The sequence below is a fragment of the Dyadobacter sp. genome, assembly GCF_017744695.1.
In the GTDB taxonomy this organism is placed as follows: domain Bacteria; phylum Bacteroidota; class Bacteroidia; order Cytophagales; family Spirosomataceae; genus Dyadobacter.
Window position 1 is genome coordinate 467,200 of record NZ_JAGIAS010000003.1, and the last position, 20,221, is coordinate 487,420.

The following is a 20,221-nucleotide window of genomic DNA, read 5'->3' on the forward strand; positions in this document are numbered from 1 at the left end:
TTTGTTTTAAAATGGACGAAGGTCTGTTTTGAAACGCAGGAGGCCCCGCTGGGGCCTTTTTTATTCGCCATTCCGCTGATGCTACAAACAGGGAACCGCTCGGCGGTTGTGTCTGCGCATACCAATTGAGGGGACTGCGGGAACGTCACGCGATCAAACACTATCCCAAAAACGATGCCGGAGGCATCTCCTGTTTCTAGAAACTGAGGCGTCCTAAAACAACAAAAGGCCCCAGCGGGGCCTCCTGTCAAACATCAAATATCGAAAATCCTATAATGCACCTGACTTGATCTCCTCCACAACCGCAGGATCGAGCAAAGTCGAAGTATCGCCCAGGTTGCTCACATCCCCTTCCGAAATCTTTCTCAGAATACGGCGCATGATCTTGCCCGAACGTGTTTTTGGCAAACCGGATACGAACTGAACCTTATCGGGCTTCGCGATCGGCCCAATGATACGGGAAACAGTCGCCGAAATGTCTTTACGGAACATTTCAGGATCCTCAGGCGTGTGCTCCGTGATCACGTAAGCGTAAATACCCTGGCCTTTGATATCGTGCGGATAACCCACAACTGCGGATTCCACCACACCGAGGTGCATATTGATCGCATTCTCCACTTCCGCGGTTCCGATACGGTGTCCGGAAACATTCAGCACGTCGTCGACGCGGCCGGTAATGCGGTAATATCCATCCTCGTCACGCAAGCAGCCGTCGCCGGTGAAATACTTTCCGGGATAGGTCGAGAAGTAGGTCTGGCGGCAGCGCTCGTGGTCGCCGTAGGTGGTACGGATAATGCCCGGCCACGGGAATTTGATACAAAGGTTACCGCTTACGCCGTTCCCTTCGATTTCATTGCCGCTTTCATCCACCAGCACAGGCTGGATACCCGGCAATGGCAATGTAGCGAATGTTGGCTTCTCAGGCGTGACGCCTGCCAGCGGGGAAATCATGATACCGCCGTTTTCGGTCTGCCACCAGGTGTCAACGAGCGGACAGCGATCACCGCCAATATTGGTTTTGTACCAATGCCATGCTTCCTCGTTGATCGGCTCCCCTACGGAACCCAGTTTTTTCAAAGAAGAGAAATCATGTCCTTTTACATAATCCAGACCGAAGCCCATCAGCGAGCGGATGGCCGTCGGGGCTGTGTAAAGGATATTCACTTTATGTCTTTCAACGATTTTCCAGAAACGGCTTGCATCCGGGTAGGTAGGAACACCTTCGAATACCACGGAAGTAGCTCCGTAGCACAGCGGGCCGTATACGATGTAGCTGTGACCGGTGATCCAACCGATATCGGCGGTACAGAAATGTACCTCGCCTTGCTCATATTGGAATACATTCGCGAATGTGTACGTCGCGTACACCATGTAACCGCCGCAAGTATGCACCACGCCTTTGGGCTTGCCAGTCGAACCGGAAGTGTAAAGAATGAATAGCATATCCTCGGCGTCCATCGGTTCGGCGGGGCACACTGAATTTACCTGTTTCACCTCATCTTCCCACCACAGGTCACGGCCTTTGAGCATATGCACCGGGGTGCGTGTACGCGTAAGTACGATCACCTTCTGCACGGTCGAGCATTGTACCAGCGCCTCGTCCACGGTATCCTTCATCGGGATCACCTTCGAGCCGCGGAATGCGCCGTCGGAAGTGATCACCATCGAACATTCGGCGTCGTTGATGCGATCCGCAATGGATTTGGCAGAGAACCCACCGAAAACCACCGAATGAACTGCTCCGATGCGTGCGCAGGCGAGCACGGCAATAGCCAGCTCGGGCACCATCGGCAGATATATACAAATGCGGTCCCCTTTTTTCACGCCATGCTTTTTAAGCACATTGGCGAAACGGCAAACCTGTTCAAACAATACATGGTAAGTAAGCGTCACCGCCTGATCTTCGGGGTTGTTAGGCTCCCAGATAATCGCAGGCTGATCGCCGCGCTCGGCAAGGTGACGGTCGAGGGCATTCTCGGTGATGTTCATTACACCGCCTTCGAACCATTTTGTACGCGCTTCCTGAAAGTCCCAGCTAAGCACTTTCTTCCACGGTTTACGCCATTGAAATTGTTGGGCTACTTCCGCCCAGAAACCTTCGGGATCGTCTACACTTTGTTGGTAAGCAACCTTGTACTCTTCAAAGGTCTTAATTCTCATGATAAATAAAGGTTTTAACAGGAAATTTAGGATTGGGCTGTGAAGTTATAATTTTCATTTGGTTAGTCCTACTTGCGCAGAAACTGTATTGCGGACACTTGAAGACCATTTTATTGATAATCAACCGATAGCAGAAAATCGGCAATTGTTATCATCTAATAATATTTCAAATTCCGTCCCAAAAGCGCAACTATTGCCCTCGCTGGTCAAAAAGATGTACTTTCGGGCTTCGAACTAATTGAACAAATGAGCAAAGGGCAAGAAATGGCTGCGGAAGGTAACGAACACAATGGATTAACGGAGACTGAGATCGCATTTATCCGCGAACATTTGCACCACAATCCCGGTGAGCTGATCCTGAAAGCCGGCAAATTCAAAGGCCTGGATGTAAAAAAGCTCGCGGCACAGATTCAGTCACGGCAGAAAGCGCTGAAAAAACTGCCGGAATGGTCGGCTAATGAAAACCTGATCTTCCCGCCCGCCCTGTCGGTCGAACAATGCTCATCAGAAGCCACTGCGCATTACAAGGCCGGCATTGTTTCCGGAAACACGCTGATCGATATCACCGGCGGGATGGGCATCGATTGTTATTACATGAGTCGCCGCTTCGGGGAAACCCATTATTTTGAACAGCAACTCGCAGTCGCTGCCGCTGCTGCGTACAACTTCGCGCAGCTGGGCGCGTCGCGGATACACGTACACGAAGGCGAGTCGTTGCATGCATTGCAGGATGGTTTAAAGGCCGACTGGCTCTACGCAGACCCAGCCCGCCGCGACGCCAACAAGGAAAAAGTAGTGCGGTTGGCCGATTGCACACCGGACGTCGCCGGAAATATGGGGTTGCTTCTAAATGCAGCCCCTCATATTCTCATCAAAACTTCTCCCCTGCTCGACATCGATCTCGCTTCAAAAGAGCTTCAAAAGCTCAAAGAAGTACACGTCATAGGTTACGAGCAGGAATGCAAGGAACTGCTTTTCGTACTCGACCGCGAAATGCCGGAGCAGGATTTCGAGATTAAAGTCCGCATTATCGACGCGGCCGGACAGCCCATTCACCAGCTTGATTTCGACCGCGAAGAAGAGCGGAATGCATTAGTGCGTTATTCCAAACCGCTGGGCTATTTGTATGAACCCCATGCCGCGGTACTGAAAGCCGGCGCATTCAAAACACTCTGTACGCGGTTCGACGTACAGAAACTGGCGATGCATAGCCAGCTTTATACTTCGGAAGATTACGTAGGTGAGTTCCCCGGCCGCAGTTTTAAAATCCTGGCTGTCTGCAAGCCCGATATCCGGGAGATTTTGCAACACCTTCCCGGCGATAAGGCCAACATTACCGCCCGCAATTTCCCTGCCAAACCGGAAGAATTAAGGAAGAAGTGGAAAATCAAAGATGGTGGCGATCATTACCTGTTCGCCACCACCCTTGCCGATCAATCGAAAGTTGTGATCGTTTGTGTGAAACCTATTTGAGATAGGTCTCTTCGTAGATTTTTTCATTGTACCCCAACGTCAGCGCCTTGCCGTTTTCGTCTTCGATCACCGGGCGTTTAATAGCAGTAGGGTTTGACGACAGCAATTTTGCGGCCGATTGGGCATCGGTTACCGTCGCTTTTTCTTCTTCGCTAAGCTCTTTCCAGGTGGTGGAAGCCTTATTCAGGACCTTATCCCACGGGAATTCGCTGAACCAACTGCTCACTTTTTCCGGACTGATCCCGTCTTTTCTGTAATCGTAAAACTGGTAAGCCACCTTATTTTTATCGAGCCAGGTGCGGGCTTTCTTAATGGTATCGCAATTCGGGATTCCGTAAAGGGTCAACATAAAAATTTACTCTGAAAAAGACTGGATACTAAACTTCGCTGGTTGCGGGTTCTTCCACAACCTTGTCCGAATTGTGCATTTTCTCATCATCGAGCTCGCCTTCCCAGCGGGCAATAACCGCAGTCGCAAGACAGTTACCGGTCACGTTCACCGAGGTACGTGCCATATCCATCAGCTCGTCGATCCCCATGATCAGCAATACAGGCCATTCGGGCATGCCAAAGTTAGCGATCGCGCCCAACAATATCACCAGGGTAGCCCGTGGGATACCGGCCACACCCTTACTCGTGAGCATTAACAGCAATACCATTGTAAACTGCTGCCCGATCGACATTTCAGTGCCCGTTGCCTGTGCGACGAACACCGTCGCGAGCGCGAGGTACAAGGTTGAGCCATCGAGGTTAAAACTGTAACCCGTTGGCATAACAAATGATACGATCTGACGCGGCACACCGAATTTCTCCATTTTCTCCATCGCCTTGGGCAATGCGGATTCCGAGCTGGTGGTGGCGAAGGCAATGGAAACCGGTTCGAAAATAGCTTTGGCGAATTTGATCACCGGGATTTTCGCGATCATCGCTACCGGCACGAATACCACGAGGATAAACACGATCAATGCACAATACAAGGTGGCCAGCAGCAATGCGAGGTTTTTCAAAACATCGATCCCCATGTGGCCTACCGTTTCGGCAATGGCCGCTCCCACACCGATCGGTGCGAAATACATGATGATTTTGGTGAATTTGAACATCACCTCGGCCAGCAACTCCACGCCATGCACGAATTTCTCCTTCTTCGCAGAAGGCAGCAATGCAAGGCTAATGCCGAAAAGCACGCTGAAAACCACGATTTGCAACACTTCTCCGTGGTAAATGGATTTGGCAACGTTCTCCGGAAATGAATGCAGCACGATTTCCTGCCAGGTTTGCTGGTTCACTTTCGGCAAGGTCGCATTCAGGCTCTCCGGCGGTACGATACCGACACCAGGCTTAAACCAGTTGGCAAATACCAGACCGATAACCAACGCAAATGTAGTAACTACCTCGAAATATAACAGTGATTTCCAGCCCATACGGCCCACCTGTTTCAAGTCGGAATGCCCGGCGATACCGGTTACGAGTGTCGCGAAAAGTAACGGCGCGATCACCGTTTTGATCATTTGAAGGAATATCTGCCGCAGGAAGTGCAGCTCGGTGCCCATCTTCGGAAAATCATAGCCGATCTCCGTTCCCACGAGCATCGAGATCAGGATCGAGGTAGTGAGGTTCTTTTTCAGGATCGCGTACACGACCAGGCTCGCCAGCGCCAGCCAGCGGAGGCCAATGAGCACACTATCAGATAACGGCAGGAGACCGTAAGCACTTAAAACGGAGGCTATCGCGGCAATGGTAACCAGCACGATATTGATAATGGTAATCTTGCTCTTCATACAGGGAATTTGGTATCCTAGATTAGTTTGTAACGGTAAACTTATAAAAAATCAAATTAATGATTGTCAACACAACCAATGCATTTTCAGCAAAACACAGAATTTAATTTATGTCTTGAACAATAAGAATGATTGTTTGTACTAAACAGAAGAGAAAAATTAAAATAAACAATCGTTTACTTCAAGACAGCAAAGCTATTGGACAAATGCAAAATTGAATGACGGAACCTGCGGACCGACCGCCGACCATCGACCGCGGACCGCCGAGGGCTGTTATGAAAGATCAAGTGTGGGTGGCGGATTTGGATACAATTTGGCACAAAATTTGAAACCTCCAATATTACCCCGGCATTAAATCTTTCCAAACCGCGCCGGGTGCCGCCTGATACTACGCCCGGAATTCCGCAGGAAGCCGTCGTGATCCCGTTTGGGACCAAAAGATGACCAAAGTCCTTGATTCAGGTTGCTAAAATCGATATGTTAGGACAATCCATACCCAAAACATAACTCAACCAGACATGAGAAGTATCCTGATTGCCATCGATTTTTCAGAAAATGCCGAGCGTGCATTGGCGGCTGCAAAACTGATCGCAGAAAAAGACGCGACCGAATTGCTGATCCTGCACGCCTATCAGCCCTATATAGCCGATGTAAACGTTACACCCGGTAATGTAATGCCCGGCATCGGCGGCGCCGATTTTCTGGCAATGACCTCTGAGCTGGAAGAAGAATTTCATAAACGGCTCGACGAATATGCCGCCAAGCTGGTTGCCGAAGGCTACAATGCGAAGGCAATATGGACGCTCGGGACCGTGCAGTCGGCCATTGAGGAGGCGATCAACGACCACGTACCGGATATGATCGTGATCGGTCGGACCGGCACCGGCGGTTTCCTCGACAAGCTCATCGGCAGCTCGGCAACGCATATCGCGCTCAACTCGCCTTGCCCTGTATTGGTTGTACCTCCCCAAACCGAGCCTACGACGTTCAAAAAAGTGGTGTATGCCACCCAGTTTGAGTACGAAGAGAACAATATTCTGCGCGAGGTATTTGTGCTGATGAACCACCTCGGCGCCGACCTCACATTATTAAAAATCAATTCGGATACGCAACCGGACATTCAACCCGATAACCAATATATTACCGAAATCAAGTCACATTTCACGATCCGCGAGGGCCAGATCGTGATCCGGGAAGCGAAGCACGTTCTGGACGGCATCGAAGCCTATTGCGACGAAGTGCACGCCGACTTGCTGATCATGTCCACCCGCGAACGATCATTTATTGAAGAATATCTGATCAATCCGAGCATTACACGCAAGCTCGTTGTGGATACACACGTACCTTTGCTGGTGTTTCACCTCAAATAACCAAACGATTTGAACGGGACAGAAAGCGGCAAAACCACCGGAGGCAGCAGCCACCGGAATGGCAGCAGAAAATCCAGAAAGTACCGTAAGCGTGGCCTGCTCACTTCGCCGGGCACGCTTACCTATATTGGTCCGGATATTGGCCTGAAAACCAAAATCCGCAGGATCAGGTACAGCGAGCATATGTACAAGGAAGAAGCCGTGAAGTCGCTGGATGAATGCAGGTCCGCAGAAAATGGTGAAAACTTCACTACCTGGCTGAACATCGACGGTATTCATGAGATTCCGCTCATTGAAAAGCTGGGCAAGTTATATCATTTGCACCCGCTGCTGCTCGAAGACGTCGTAAATACCGAGCATAAGCCAAAGCTGGAATTATACGACACCGGTCATCTGTTCCTGACCCTGAAAATGCTCCACGTCGATTCGGAATCGCCGATCAGCATTTCTTCCGAGCACGTGAGTTTTGTATTAGGTAAAAATTATGTGCTGTCGTTCCAGGAGGAACTTACGTCAGACATTTTCACCACCGTCGAGAACCGGCTGGAAGCGTCCGTTGGGAAAACCCGCCGAAACGGGCCCGACTACCTGCTGTTTGCATTGATGGACGTGGTGGTGGACAACTATTTTATCGTCCTCGAAAAACTAGGCGATGCGCTCGATGCTACCGAAGACCAGGTAATCCGCGGAGTGGACGAGCTTTCACTTAAAGACATGTATGCTTTGAAACGCGAGCTTACCCTCGCGCGCAGGCAGATATGGCCGCTCCGGGATATGGTAAATCAGTTGATCCGCGAGGACAACATGCAGATCGGCAAGGAGGTAATACCCTACTACCGTGACCTCTACGACCACATTATGCAGGTACTCGATACCATCGATTCCTACCGGGAATTGGTCGCCAGCTTGGTGGATGTCCATTTGTCGACGATCAGCAACCGTATGAACCAGGTGATGAAAACGCTGACGATATTCTCGGCTGTTTTCATGCCACTGACGTTTATCGTGGGCATTTACGGTATGAATTTCGAGTTCATGCCCGAGCTGAAAGAACCCTACGGTTATTACTATGTCTGGGGGCTGATGGTCGCCGTTACGGTGGGGATGATATTTTATTTCAAATCTAAAAAATGGATGTAGGATTGATACCTTTGTGCTCTGATTAACGAGCATTGGAATGAGTCTTACCGTCAATACATCCCCCATTGTAACCACACAAGCCCAGTACATCCTGACCGACAGCCGTCAGGTTTCTTTCCCCGGCCAGAGTATCTTTTTTGCTATCAAAGGCGAGCGCCACGACGGCCACCGCTTCCTGCCCGAGCTGTATGCAGCGGGCGTGCGGGAGTTTGTGGTAGAAGAAGCCGCATTTACCGGCGAACTGCGCGAAACCGCCGCCACGTGGGACGACGCGCAAATCTGGGTAGTAGCGTCAAGCATTCGTGCATTGCAGCAACTGGTGACTTCGAAAAGAAAGCAATTCGATATTCCGGTAGTGGGCATTGCGGGAAGTAACGGCAAGACGATCGTCAAAGAATGGCTTGTGCAGCTTCTGTCGCCCGGCCGGAGCATTGTAGCCAGCCCTAAAAGCTATAATTCGCAGATCGGCGTACCACTGTCGGTCTGGAACCTGAGCCAGGAGCATTCACTAGCGATTTTCGAAGCCGGCATTTCCAAAGCACATGAAATGGAATACCTGCAACCGGTCATGCAGCCTACGATCGGTATTTTCACCAACATCGGGCCCGCACATGACGACGGCTTCCGAAGCCGCAAGCAAAAGATCACCGAGAAGCTGCGCCTTTTTACGAAGGTCAAAAAGCTGATTTACCGGAAAGACTACCACGAAATAGACGAGGAGATCAGCCTGATCCTGAAACCGGTGAATGCGTTCCTCGAAACGCTGAGCTGGGGGAGCAATTATTCCGGCTCGCATGTGCAGGTGACATATACTCCGCAAAAGGACAAAACCGTGATTTCCCTCACCGGCAAGCTTGGCAGCTATACTTTCGAAACCGGTTTCCGCGACGACGCTTCGCTCGAAAACCTGACGCATTGCATTGTTTTCCTGCTCGATTTCGGGCTTGAACCGACGGTGATCCAGGAAAGGGTACTGTTGCTCAAACCGGTTTCCATGCGTTTGGAGCTCAAAGAGGGCATTAACCATTCCTATATTATCGACGACGCCTACAATAATGATTTGCAAGGCTTGTCGATGGCGCTGAACTTTCTCGCTCAACAGGAGCAACGCAACCGCAAGACGGTTATCCTCTCGGACGTGCTTCAAACCGGCCAGACGCCGACCGAGCTGTATAAAATGGTATCCCGCCTGCTAAGCGAGAAAAGCATTGACCGGTTAATTGGTATTGGAAAACAAATCAGCAGCCAGGCCTCGCTATTCGACATTCCCGAGCAGGAGTTTTACGACGACACGGATACGTTTCTCAAAACATTCGCTTTCCACACGCTCGCGGACACGCTCGTGCTCGTGAAGGGCGCGCGACCATTTTCGTTCGAGAAAATCGTGCACCGCATTCAGCAGAAAGCGCATGGTACCGTGCTCGAAATTAACCTTGACGCGTTGGTACACAACCTGAATTACTACCGTGCAAAAGCCGGGCAGGGCACGAAGATCATGGCTATGGTGAAAGCCTTCGCTTACGGCAGCGGCAGCTCAGAAGTAGCGGCATTGCTGCAATACCACCGCGTAGATTACCTCGGCGTGGCCTACACCGACGAGGGCGTCATGCTCCGCCAAAGCGGCGTTACATTGCCTATTATGGTCATGAATCCGACGCTACCGACGTTCGACCTGCTGTGGCAGTACAAACTGGAACCTGAAATTTACAGCCGCCGCATCCTCACCGACTGGCTCGAATACATTTCCAGGAAAGGTGAACCGGCGAATACCCCTTCCGTGCATCTAAAACTCGATACAGGTATGCACCGCCTGGGTTTTGTAAAAGATGACTACGAATGGCTCGTCGCGCAGCTTCGCGAGAACCCCGCATTGAAAGTGGCAAGCATTTTCACCCATTTGGTAGGCGCCGACGAGGGGGTTCACAATGAGTTTTCGAGAAAGCAATATGCCCAGTTTATAGAAGGCGCCGAGCTGATCGAGCAGACGTTGGGTTACAAAACCATCAAACACATCCTCAACTCCGCGGGCATCGTACGCTTCCCGGAATATCGCCTGGATATGGTACGGCTGGGCATTGGCCTATATGGCGTAGAAGCGACCGGACAGGATCAACGGGCCTTGCAGTCGGTTGGCACATTGAAAACCATTGTTTCTCAAGTTAAATACCTCGCATCGGGCGAAACGGTGGGATACAGCCGCAAAGGTGTCGTCGACCACGATTCGGCCATTGCTACGCTCGCGATCGGTTATGCCGATGGTTACGACCGGGGTCTGGGCAACGGCGTAGGCAAAGTGTGGGTAAATGGCACATTATGCCCTACCATCGGCAATGTATGCATGGATATGACCATGATCGACGTCACACATGCACAGGTAGAAGAAGGGGATGAAGTGATCGTTTTCGGCAAGGAGGTTCCGATTACGGAACTCGCGAAAACCATCAACACCATCCCCTATGAGATACTGACGGGCATTGGCGACCGCGTCAAGCGTGTATTTTTCAAAGAATAAACCTTATTGGCCGGCTTCGGCTTGCGGCGCTACTTCGGCATCTGCATCGTCAGATTCGGGAGTAGCGCTTTTTTCTTTCCCGCTATTTTCCACACGGAGATCCTCTGCCTCAAACAGGTGCGTAGCCATTACCTGGTCGAGCGTCACATCGTAGAATGCCTGGTGCACGTTCAATGGTTCGCTACCTTCCTCGATCTCACATTTGATGTAATTACCGTCTTCCTGCAATTCATAGGCATTTACATTGTCTTTCAAACTGTAATACAGAATGTGGATCGCCTCCTGGCGCACGCGTGGGTCGACGAGCTTGAACAACGACTCAATGCGTTTATCGAAACTGCGCACCATGGCGTCGGCACTTCCGCCGTAAACCAGCGAGTTACCATTCTGATGGAAATAGAAAATGCGTGAATGCTCCAAGAAGTCGCCCACCAGCGAACGGACCGTGATGTTTTCACTTAACCCTTTACGCTGTGGCCGCAAGCAACACATGCCGCGAACGATCAGCTTAATAGGTACACCTGCCTCGGAAGCCTTGTACAGCTCATAAATGGTGTCGCGGTCTTCCAGGGAGTTTATTTTAATACAAATACCACTTTTCAACCCTGCTTTCGCATTCTCGGCTTCCTGCTGGATCAGCTCGATCAGCTTCGCACGCATGTAACGCGGGGCCGTGATCAGGTTCTGGTATTCCGACGGGATCGAATGCCCCGTGATGACATTGAAGAACTCCGAAATATCGTGGGTGTATTCCTCGTTGGAGGTCAAAAGCCCGGTATCGGTGTATAACCTCGAAGTGTCCTCATTATAGTTACCGCTCGACAAGTGCGCGTAACGCAATACCCGGTTACCCTCATTACGAACGATCAGCAACAACTTGGTGTGCGTTTTGAGCAGGCCAATGCCATAAATCACGAAACAACCGGCTTTCTGCAAGCGTTGCGCTTCTTTAATATTGTTTTCCTCGTCAAACCGCGCCTTTACTTCAAACAGTACAGCCACGTGCTTGCCATTCTCGGCCGCGTGCAGAAGCGCTTCCGTCACGCGCGAATTTTTCGCGAGACGATAAATAGTCAATTTGATAGATAACACTTTCGGGTCTTCCGCCGCTTGTTCCAGCAGCTGCAATACCGGTTCGAAATTGTTGTAAGGATGGTGCAAAAGAATATCGCGCTCCCGCATTACCTCGAAAATATCGGGGATACGTTCACGTTCGAGCCCCAGCGGCGGCACCGGCGGGCGGGTTGGAGGAATCTGGTCTTTGAATTCCGGATGTTTGATGATACCCCAAAGTGCCGTGAAATCGATCAGCGCGTCGGTCATAAACACATTATGGTCGTCAATTTCCCAACGCTTCTTGATCAGGTTTAGCAAATCCGGGTTCACATCGGGCTCGATCGAAACCTGCACTACTCTTCCCAAACGACGGCTTTTAATCTTCTGCTTGATTTCGTCGATGAAATCCGCTTCAATATCGTCGCTTTCTTCCAGGGTAAAGTCCCCATTACGGATAATGCGGAACAGGTTCGCCGATACGATATCGACATTCCGGTACAGCTTGTTGATATGCGCTTTGGCGATGTTTTCAATAGGCAAAAACAACAATTCCTCTTCCCGCTCGATCACATAGAAACGTGGCAGGTTGGGAGGCAACTGCACAAATGACAGCTTTCTGTCTTCCTCGCCGGTGGTGCCTTTCACCTGCGTGATCACCCCCAGGATAAGGACTTTCGCCAGCAAAACAGGAAATGCGTGTGTATAATCGAAGAGCATGGGGGTCAGCATCGGGTATACCGTGCGGTCGAAGTACTCCTCCACGGCGACGTGCTCCTCGCGGGTAACCTCGTCCATCCCGATAATGCGAAATCCATGATTCGCGAAAAGCGGCACCAGCTGGTCCTTGTAGCATTCGTTCTGCCGACGCACGAAATCATGCACTTCTTTCATCAACACCTTGCGAAAAGGGATCTCACGCAAGCCTGAGTAGTCGAGGCGTTCCTTTCCGAAGTCGAGGTAGTTATAAAGGCTTCCTACACGTATCGTGAAGAATTCGTCCAGGTTGGACGACGTAATGGCCAGGAATTTGAGCCGATCGAACAGGTTACGCTCTTCGTTGGTCGCCTGATCGAGTACCCGGTCGTTGAATTTCATCCAGCTGAGGTCCCTGCTGATCAGGTCGCTTTGCTGCATTTGGGTATTGGCCTTCTCCGACGAACTGACCGCCTTGGCATCTTCTGCCGCAGCCGGTTCCTTCGGGCTTTTGAACAATGCGAACAAATTGGTCAGCTTACTTCGTTTTTCATTGCTATATATATTGTCGGATGAGCCGGACATAACGTTATGCTATTAAAAAGGTGTATCAGGATGGCAATAAAAATTCAACGAATCTAAACAATCTATTGTTTTCGGGCTGATGAAGTTTGTGTTAAATTTTCGTTCCAAAAAGAAACGGATGACCGTGTTTCACAGCCATCCGTTTCAATATTGCGGTTTAAGCTAATGACTACACGTCGACGCGGGCATATTTCGCGTTTTTCTCGATGAAATCGCGGCGCGGAGCTACTTCGTCCCCCATCAACATCGAGAACAGGTGATCGGCCTCGGCAGCAGATTCCACAGAAACCTGTTTCAAACTTCTGCGCTCGGGGTTCATCGTCGTTTCCCAAAGCTGTTCGGCGTTCATTTCACCAAGCCCTTTGTATCGCTGCACGTTTACCGAATCTTCTTTACCACCACCAATCTCGCGTACCGCTTCTTCGCGTTGCTGCTCGGTCCAGCAATAGCGCTCTTCCTTGCCTTTTTTCACGAGGTACAATGGCGGCTGGGCAATATAGATATAGCCGTTGTCGATCAGGATCTTCATATAACGGAAGAAGAACGTCAGGATCAGCGTGCGGATGTGGCTACCATCGATATCGGCATCGGTCATGATGACGATCTTGTGGTAACGCAGCTTATCGATATTCAATGCACGCTCATCGCCGTCCTTCCCGATCTGCACACCCATCGCGGTGAACATGTTCTTGATCTCTTCGTTTTCGTAGATCTTGTACTCCTGGGCTTTCTCCACGTTCAGGATTTTACCACGAAGCGGAAGGATCGCCTGGAATGCGCGGTTACGGCCTTGCTTGGCAGTTCCACCCGCCGAGTCCCCTTCCACGAGGTATAGTTCGCAGACGTTCGGGTCGGTTTCGGAGCAGTCGGAAAGCTTTCCGGGCAAGCCGGTACCGGTGAGGATATTTTTCCGCTGCACCATTTCACGTGCCTTTTTCGCGGCGATGCGGGCTTTGGCGGCAAGGATCACCTTGTCGATGATCACCCGGGCTTCTTTCGGATGCTCTTCGAGGTAGCTTTCAAGCATTTCGGCCACCACCTGGCTCACTGCCCCGGTTACTTCGCCATTACCGAGTTTGGTTTTGGTCTGACCTTCGAACTGCGGCTCGGCCACTTTAATGGAGATAACCGCTGTAAGTCCTTCACGGAAGTCGTCACCACTGATTTCCACTTTTTCTTTGGCCAGAATACCCGATTTCTCGGCGTAGTTCTTCAAAGTACGCGTCAACGCCGCGCGGAAACCGGAAACGTGGGTACCACCTTCGATGGTGTTGATATTGTTCACATAAGAGAACACATTCTCGCTGTACGACGTGTTGTACATCATCGCCACTTCCACGGGGATCGCGCCCTTGTCGCTCTCCATATGGATTGGCTCGGGGATCAACGGCTGGCGGGTCGCGTCCAGGTAAGTCACGAACTCATTCAGACCTACTTCGGAATAGAACTCCTCGCCGCGGAACTTGCCATTCTCGTCCTCTTCACGTTTATCTTCCAGGGTAATGCGGATACCCTTGTTCAGGTAAGAAAGCTCGCGTAAGCGGGTTGCGATGGTTTCGTATTTGTACTCCGTTACAGAGAATATGGTCGCATCGGGCAGGAAGTGGATGATCGTTCCGGTATCTTCTGCCTCGCCGATTACACGGGTCGGGTAAAGCGGCTTGCCTTCGCTGAACTCCTGCTCGAATATCTTGCCTTCGCGGTGCACCTCCGCACGCAAGTGCGTGGAAAGCGCGTTCACGCAGGATACCCCTACCCCGTGCAAACCGCCGGAAACCTTATATGTGTCTTTATCGAACTTACCTCCGGCGTGCAATACCGTCAATACCACCTCCAAAGCGGATTTCTTCTCTTTGGGGTGCATTCCGGTGGGGATACCACGACCGTTATCTTTTACAGTGATTGAGTTATTGGGCTCGACCGTGACGTTGATCGTATCACAGTAACCTGCCATCGCCTCATCGATAGAGTTATCGACAACCTCCCAAATCAAATGGTGAACGCCTTTGAAGCCAGTGTCACCGATATACATGGCCGGACGCTTACGAACGGCCTCTAAACCTTCAAGAACCTGGATATTTTCAGCCGAATAGCTGTTTACTTCTAGCACTGCTTCGTTTGACATATAGTTTGTTTTACACTTGGATAAAAAGAACCATTATCTGGCTTTTTAAGCACGTAAAGATACGAATTTTTTATGGTTTTACCTAGCAAAACCTATCGCAAACCTGCCATCCGGTACGCCCTTGGGAGCGAATGCCGGCCAGGGAGCGCGGCACGCCGAAATATGATATTTCTGTGTTAGACAATAATGGTAGAAGCCGGGCCGCGTCTATTCTCCAGCGCCCCGGCCGGATTAGTTTCCGGCGCGCGAAAGTCAGCGCAGTGAGTACCCGTCGCCCGTGCAGACGAGTGTCTTGTCGAGCCGGTAGAACGTCTTCTTGCCGTCCCCGGATACGTCCAGAATGCCGAGCGCGTATGTACCGGCTCCAAGATCGTCTTCGCGGAGCACCGCGTTGAAACCGCTTTTGTAGTAGTGCCCTTCCATGATAATGTTTTTCCGTGCTTCTACTTTGGGATTTGCATTGATCAGGTAAGTCGAGTCGGTATCGGTATTTTTCATAACCAGGTAACGGTCGTCCCAAAACCGCTTCCGCTGGGGCGAAACATTGCTCGACACAAAATAGTTGGTAAGTTCTTCTACACCTTGCCGCACCACACGATGGATATCCCACGTCTCGATGTAGAGTTCATTATCCTTTACCGGCCCTTTTTCGGCGAACATCGCGTCGAGTTCATGTTTTTCTACCGCCGGTTTGGGAAGCCGGAAAAAACCTTTTTCATATCCGGGAATCAGATAAAAGCTTCCGTTATTGACAATGGATTTCTCCACGGAGAACATATTCCGATTGTTTTTCCAGTTATAAACATCGGCGAGCAATGCTGTTCTTTTAGCCGCCACAATCCCGGTAAATTTGTAGTAGGAATAAGCCCAATAAAAAACACTGAGTCCAAGAACCGTCGTCAAAACCCACTTTTTCCGAAACAGGTCAGTATAGAATAGCAGAAAAATATAAAAAACAGCCGTCGAAAGCGCGGAGTACATCTGGAAACGGCTTGCAATGGTAGTTCCTGCCCACGATCGGAACAGCGCGACAACGGTGCTTGAAATAAAAATGAATGCAAAAAACGAAAGCAATTCAATTGTACCCGGCTTGACTTGCACCGGCTTTTTGAAATAAACACTCGCAACACGGATCGTGACGAGTATCATACACACGACAATCAGAAAGCCCCAGATTGCCGACAGCAACTCCGGCATAGCCCAGAGCGACATCGAAGCGCCCACAAACCCAAAAAGCGATAAAAAGAACTGCGAGGCGCTTTTAGGCAGGTTCACCGCCTGGCCCGACTCGTACCCTCCCATGTAAACGCCCAGACAGATGAACATGAAAACGGTCGTCAGAATCGCGTTGCGGAAGTCTTTATGGCACAAATAGAAGAAGATGATCGCAGGAAAGGTCAGTATGCCGTTACCGTGCGTAAAAGTGGCCAGAAAACAGCATAGTATGGCCCCGTAAACGGCGGGTTTGGTTCCACGGGCAGCGAGCAGGATAGCCGCAGCCAGAAAGGCTGTCAGGAACGGATGCTGCAAACACGTAAGCGCCCAGTTTGAAACCTCATAATACATGGGCTGAAAGAGCACAAGCGGAACCGGAATAAAATAGTAGAGTGGCAGCCCAGCTTTACGAAAACTGAGGTAAAGAAAATAGCAAATATAACTCACGGCTAATGTTCCCAGCGCAACGTAAAATCGGAAATGCAAATAGCCCGTAAGTTTATAATCAATTAAAGAAACAAATCGCGGTACTGCTGCTTTATGATCATTAAATGTGCGGAACATTTCCTCAATCACTTTGGCAAAACTTTTATCGTCGCCTGTGATTGCTTCAATGAATTGAATAAACAAAAAATCGTCCTGATAGGGAAAATCGACCGAGAAATGGATATTATAAAGAAAAAATAACAGGATAACGGTAATAATGACGACAATTGGTAAAAATCGAAGCATGGGTAAAGCCGTAACGTGTGTTATGTGATAGATTCGGATGAGTTCTAGCAAATCTAAATGTTTATCGCCCCGATTCGTAACATAGTTTGCTTTTCTTAGTAACCGAAAATCGACGAATAAATTGCGACAAAAACAGAGAGAGCGGAGAAAAAATCCCCGCTCTCAAAAATTATAGCAATTATCGTACCAGCCTTGTTATTTTTCCATAGGATGGTCTTTTAAAAGTTGCTCCGGAGAGTAAAAGTCCTTTTTGGCCTCAGTAGCAGCGCGTACCTGCTTCACCTTTTCGGGCGAGATAGCCGGTCCCTTGTTTCCAAATGAATTGCGGACATAGGTCAACACCGCCGCTACTTCATCATCTTTCAACAAGCCTGCGAAAGGCGTCATAGGAACCTGGCCGGGATATTTTTTACCATTCACTTCAATCGGTCCGAGCAGTCCTTTCAACGCGATCTTGATCAATCGTTCGTCGCTACCGGTAACCCATGCCCCGGAAAGCGGTGGAAAGCCCGATGCTTCCAAACCTTTGCCGTCGGGTTGGTGGCAAGTGCCGCAATATCCCTCTTTGGCGTAAATTTGCCGGCCCTGATTGAACAGGACCAGATCATTGCCTTTCAGACTGGTCGTAGCCACTCTCTGTTTTTCCTGTTTCACATTTTCCCCTTTCAGGTGTGCCTCGGCAGCTTCCTGCGCGTGGATCATCCAGTCGTCGAGCGGCTTTTTCCTGGCTTCTGCCAAAATAGGCAGGCCTTTCTCCTTACCAATCCACGAAGCCGCCACGATACCCATCAGGCGCACACGGCTGTTTTCGTCACGTACCGCCTGCATGAGCAGATCCGCCTGGTCGGGGACCTGATGGCCTGTGTACCGTACCACCTGCACCGCCGCTGCACGTGCGTGATAGTCCTTCGCCTTCAATACCTGTTTCAAAAGCTTTTGATCCACTTTATCCATTCCCCAGCTTACCCACAAGCCTTCCAGCAAATGATGCTCATAGCGCGGGTCGTTTTTATCGAGGTTAGCCACCCAGGTATTCAGTTTAGCCAAAACCTGAGAAGCATCCCTGCCGCGCAACTCACGACGGGTGCGGTAGCGTGTCCGGTATTCGGGCAATTTAAGGTTATCGAGTAGTTCTTCAATGCTCGCTCCGTCCACTTTTGCAGGCGTCACCAGCGGGCGCGATGGGTAGGTAATGCGGTAAATGCGTCCGTGCGAGTGGTCACGCAACGGGTCACGCGCATTGTGCTGCATGTGCCCGATGAGAATGTTATGCCAGTCGATCACATACAATGAACCATCCGGGGCAAACTCCATGTCCACAGGACGGAAGTTGCGGTCCTCGCTCACCACGAGGTCCTGACGGTGGTGGCTTTTGTAACCGGTACCATCGTCGGTCAGCGTATGCTCTTTGGTCCCAAGAAAACCAATGGTATTGTTGATCAGGAAATCACCCTGAATATCATCCGGAAAATGCCGGCTCGATACGAATTCGAGGCCCGAAGTGGGGCGCACGCGATGCTTGTCCTCCACCAGTTGTACCGATTTATGCGTTGCTTCCCCGTAACGAGGCAAAACGCTTCCAGGCAACATCCAGCGCACATCGGGGCTCGATGTTTCAGCAAAAAATGGCTGCCCCCAATCGTCGAATGCGATACCCCACGGGTTAGGGATCGAAAGCTGGGCGGTACGTTCCAGTTTTTTCAATTGAGGTGCATAACGATAGAAACCGCCATTCGTAGCCCGAACAGGGCCATACGACGTTTCCACATTAGTATGCAGAAATACCCCCTCACCTGAATAAATAGCGCCGGACGGGTCTACTGTAAATGCATGGCTGTTGTGGTGCGTGTCGTGGTCGTCGAAGCCGCTCAGCAGGATTTCTTCTTTATCAGCTTTACCGTCGCCGTTGGTGTCTGTCAGCAATTTCAGGTTGGTACCTTGCGAAACATAAACACCCTCTTTGGCAATTTCAAAGCCCAGCGGCAAATGCAGGCCATCGGCGAAAACGCTTTGCTTGTCTGCTTTGCCGTCGTTGTTGGTATCTTCAAAAATAATGATCTTGTCGTTCGGCTTCGAATCACCAGGCTTGTAATGCGGATAGCTCGGCATTGTGGCTACCCAAAGGCGCCCTTTATTGTCGAAGGACATCTGCATAGGTTTTGCGAGATCCGGGAATTCCTGCTCCGAGGCAAAAAGCTCAATTTTATAGCCAGCCGGCACTTTCAGCTTCGCCAATGCGTCGTTTCCGTACAGGTAGGTGAGGCTCCCGTTTTTGTCTGGGTTAAAATTGGTTTTTACCTGCGGCAATGTGCGCGTGGTCTTGTCAGCCGCAGCCAGATCCATCTTCTCGCCTTTGGAAGCTGCAAGCCAGATTGCCTGGTCACGAATGTCGGTCAGCTGACGGATTTTCTCGATTTCGGCAGGATAGTTGTCCGGGCCGAAGGGATTGTAACGACGACCATAAACGTGTACCCCGTTTGGAATTTTGAAGTCGTTATGCCACATCCAGTTCTTTTCGCTTACGGCCGCATGCACCAGCTCCCGGTTTTTAGCTTTCTCCGGAGCCTTTCCAAAAATTTTGTCTACCAGTAAAACGCCCAGTTTTTTATAACCCTCGGCATTCAGCTGCGATCCGTCGATCGTCAGGTCCTCCTTCGTTTCGGCGTACCACTTTTGCGAAGGTGTGAATGCATCCACAAAGAGCACTTTGTTCTGGTCGGCTACTTCCTTCATCGCTTTGGTATACAGCAAGAGGTTTTCATTCTCCTTCTTGCCATTCGGCAGGTCATATTTCGCCGAAAGATCTTCAAAAGCGATCGGAGAAACGATCACCAGCTGCGGTGCCGACGTACCGTTGTACTTCTGCTGTAATGTCCATTTGATGAATGCATCCAGTTCCGCCTTGTAGTTGGCCAGACCGGCTTTGCCTTCAAATGACTCATTATAACCAAAAAAAGAAACGATGACGTCGGTTTTCAAACGAGTGAGCCATTGGTCGGGCGTTTCGAAATGTCCTTCGCTTTCGGAAGGATTGGCCAGCTCAGTCTGAAACTTCTCGGCACCAGGGAAAGCCCAGGGCGTGTTGCGGCTTGCATGCGGCCGGAAGCCGGGTGTATCGCCGCCGTCGCACATGTTTCGGATAATGAGGTTGTCGTCCGGGTAACGCATGTACAACTCCGTTTCAAAATTGTCGTAGTTCATCATCCGCGATCCGAGGTTATTACCGATCAGGGAGATGTGCGTACCCTTACCGATCTTGACCGGTACAGGTTGGTTCAACTGGAACGCGCTGAAGGCAATGACTGCCAGTCCAAATGCAATAAGCGATGAATAAACGCTGATTTTTTTGGGTTTAGACATTTGAAAGGATTTTAGATTGGGT

General features: G+C 50.4%; 11 protein-coding genes. 4 read left to right on the forward strand and 7 right to left on the reverse strand.

Annotated elements, in window-relative coordinates:
* Positions 1 to 270: 270 nt before the first annotated feature.
* Positions 271 to 2,160: an acetate--CoA ligase gene (gene acs / locus J7619_RS14090; RefSeq protein ID WP_291199253.1), complete on the reverse strand. Its 1,890-nt coding sequence runs from the start codon at positions 2,158 to 2,160 to the stop codon at positions 271 to 273.
* Positions 2,161 to 2,406: 246 nt separating this feature from the next.
* Between acs and J7619_RS14095 the strand changes: the two genes are divergently transcribed.
* Positions 2,407 to 3,633: a THUMP-like domain-containing protein gene (locus J7619_RS14095; protein WP_291199255.1), complete on the forward strand. Its 1,227-nt coding sequence runs from the start codon at positions 2,407 to 2,409 to the stop codon at positions 3,631 to 3,633.
* Here the strand turns inward: J7619_RS14095 and J7619_RS14100 are convergent.
* Both J7619_RS14100 and J7619_RS14105 read right to left on the reverse strand, forming a co-directional pair.
* On the reverse strand, positions 3,626 to 3,982 hold the full coding sequence (locus J7619_RS14100; RefSeq protein WP_291199257.1) for an ArsC family reductase: 357 nt from the start codon (positions 3,980 to 3,982) through the stop codon (positions 3,626 to 3,628). The two genes, J7619_RS14095 and J7619_RS14100, sit on opposite strands and share 8 nt — an antisense overlap.
* Before the next feature lie 28 nt (positions 3,983 to 4,010).
* Positions 4,011 to 5,411, reverse strand: a complete 1,401-nt coding sequence (locus J7619_RS14105; protein WP_291199259.1) for a dicarboxylate/amino acid:cation symporter — start codon at positions 5,409 to 5,411, stop codon at positions 4,011 to 4,013.
* Positions 5,412 to 5,929: 518 nt separating this feature from the next.
* Here J7619_RS14105 and J7619_RS14110 point away from each other — a divergent pair.
* From J7619_RS14110 to J7619_RS14120, 3 genes are read left to right on the forward strand one after another with little or no spacing between them, the layout of a single operon-like run.
* Complete coding sequence (locus tag J7619_RS14110) at positions 5,930 to 6,781, forward strand: universal stress protein (protein ID WP_291199261.1); 852 nt, start codon at positions 5,930 to 5,932, stop codon at positions 6,779 to 6,781.
* Between the two features lie 9 nt (positions 6,782 to 6,790).
* On the forward strand, positions 6,791 to 7,921 hold the full coding sequence (gene corA / locus J7619_RS14115; RefSeq protein WP_291199263.1) for a magnesium/cobalt transporter CorA: 1,131 nt from the start codon (positions 6,791 to 6,793) through the stop codon (positions 7,919 to 7,921).
* Between the two features lie 37 nt (positions 7,922 to 7,958).
* A complete protein-coding gene (locus J7619_RS14120) occupies positions 7,959 to 10,433 on the forward strand; it encodes a bifunctional UDP-N-acetylmuramoyl-tripeptide:D-alanyl-D-alanine ligase/alanine racemase (protein WP_291199265.1) in 2,475 nt (824 codons plus the stop codon).
* Between the two features lie 3 nt (positions 10,434 to 10,436).
* On the opposite strand, the gene ppk1 is transcribed toward J7619_RS14120, so the two are convergent.
* The 4 genes from ppk1 to J7619_RS14140 form a co-directional block, all read right to left on the reverse strand.
* Positions 10,437 to 12,767: a polyphosphate kinase 1 gene (ppk1, locus tag J7619_RS14125; RefSeq protein WP_291199267.1), complete on the reverse strand. Its 2,331-nt coding sequence runs from the start codon at positions 12,765 to 12,767 to the stop codon at positions 10,437 to 10,439.
* A gap of 169 nt (positions 12,768 to 12,936) precedes the next feature.
* Positions 12,937 to 14,892 (reverse strand): DNA topoisomerase (ATP-hydrolyzing) subunit B, encoded by a 1,956-nt coding sequence (gyrB, locus tag J7619_RS14130; RefSeq protein ID WP_291199269.1) that lies wholly within the window; start codon positions 14,890 to 14,892, stop codon positions 12,937 to 12,939.
* A 252-nt stretch (positions 14,893 to 15,144) separates the two neighbouring features.
* Positions 15,145 to 16,593 carry a hypothetical protein gene (locus J7619_RS14135; RefSeq protein ID WP_291199271.1) on the reverse strand — a complete coding sequence of 483 codons (1,449 nt, stop codon included), beginning with the start codon at positions 16,591 to 16,593 and terminating at the stop codon, positions 15,145 to 15,147.
* 441 nt (positions 16,594 to 17,034) lie between these two features.
* Complete coding sequence (locus J7619_RS14140; RefSeq protein WP_291199273.1) at positions 17,035 to 20,199, reverse strand: PVC-type heme-binding CxxCH protein; 3,165 nt, start codon at positions 20,197 to 20,199, stop codon at positions 17,035 to 17,037.
* Between the last annotated feature and the right edge of the window lie 22 nt (positions 20,200 to 20,221).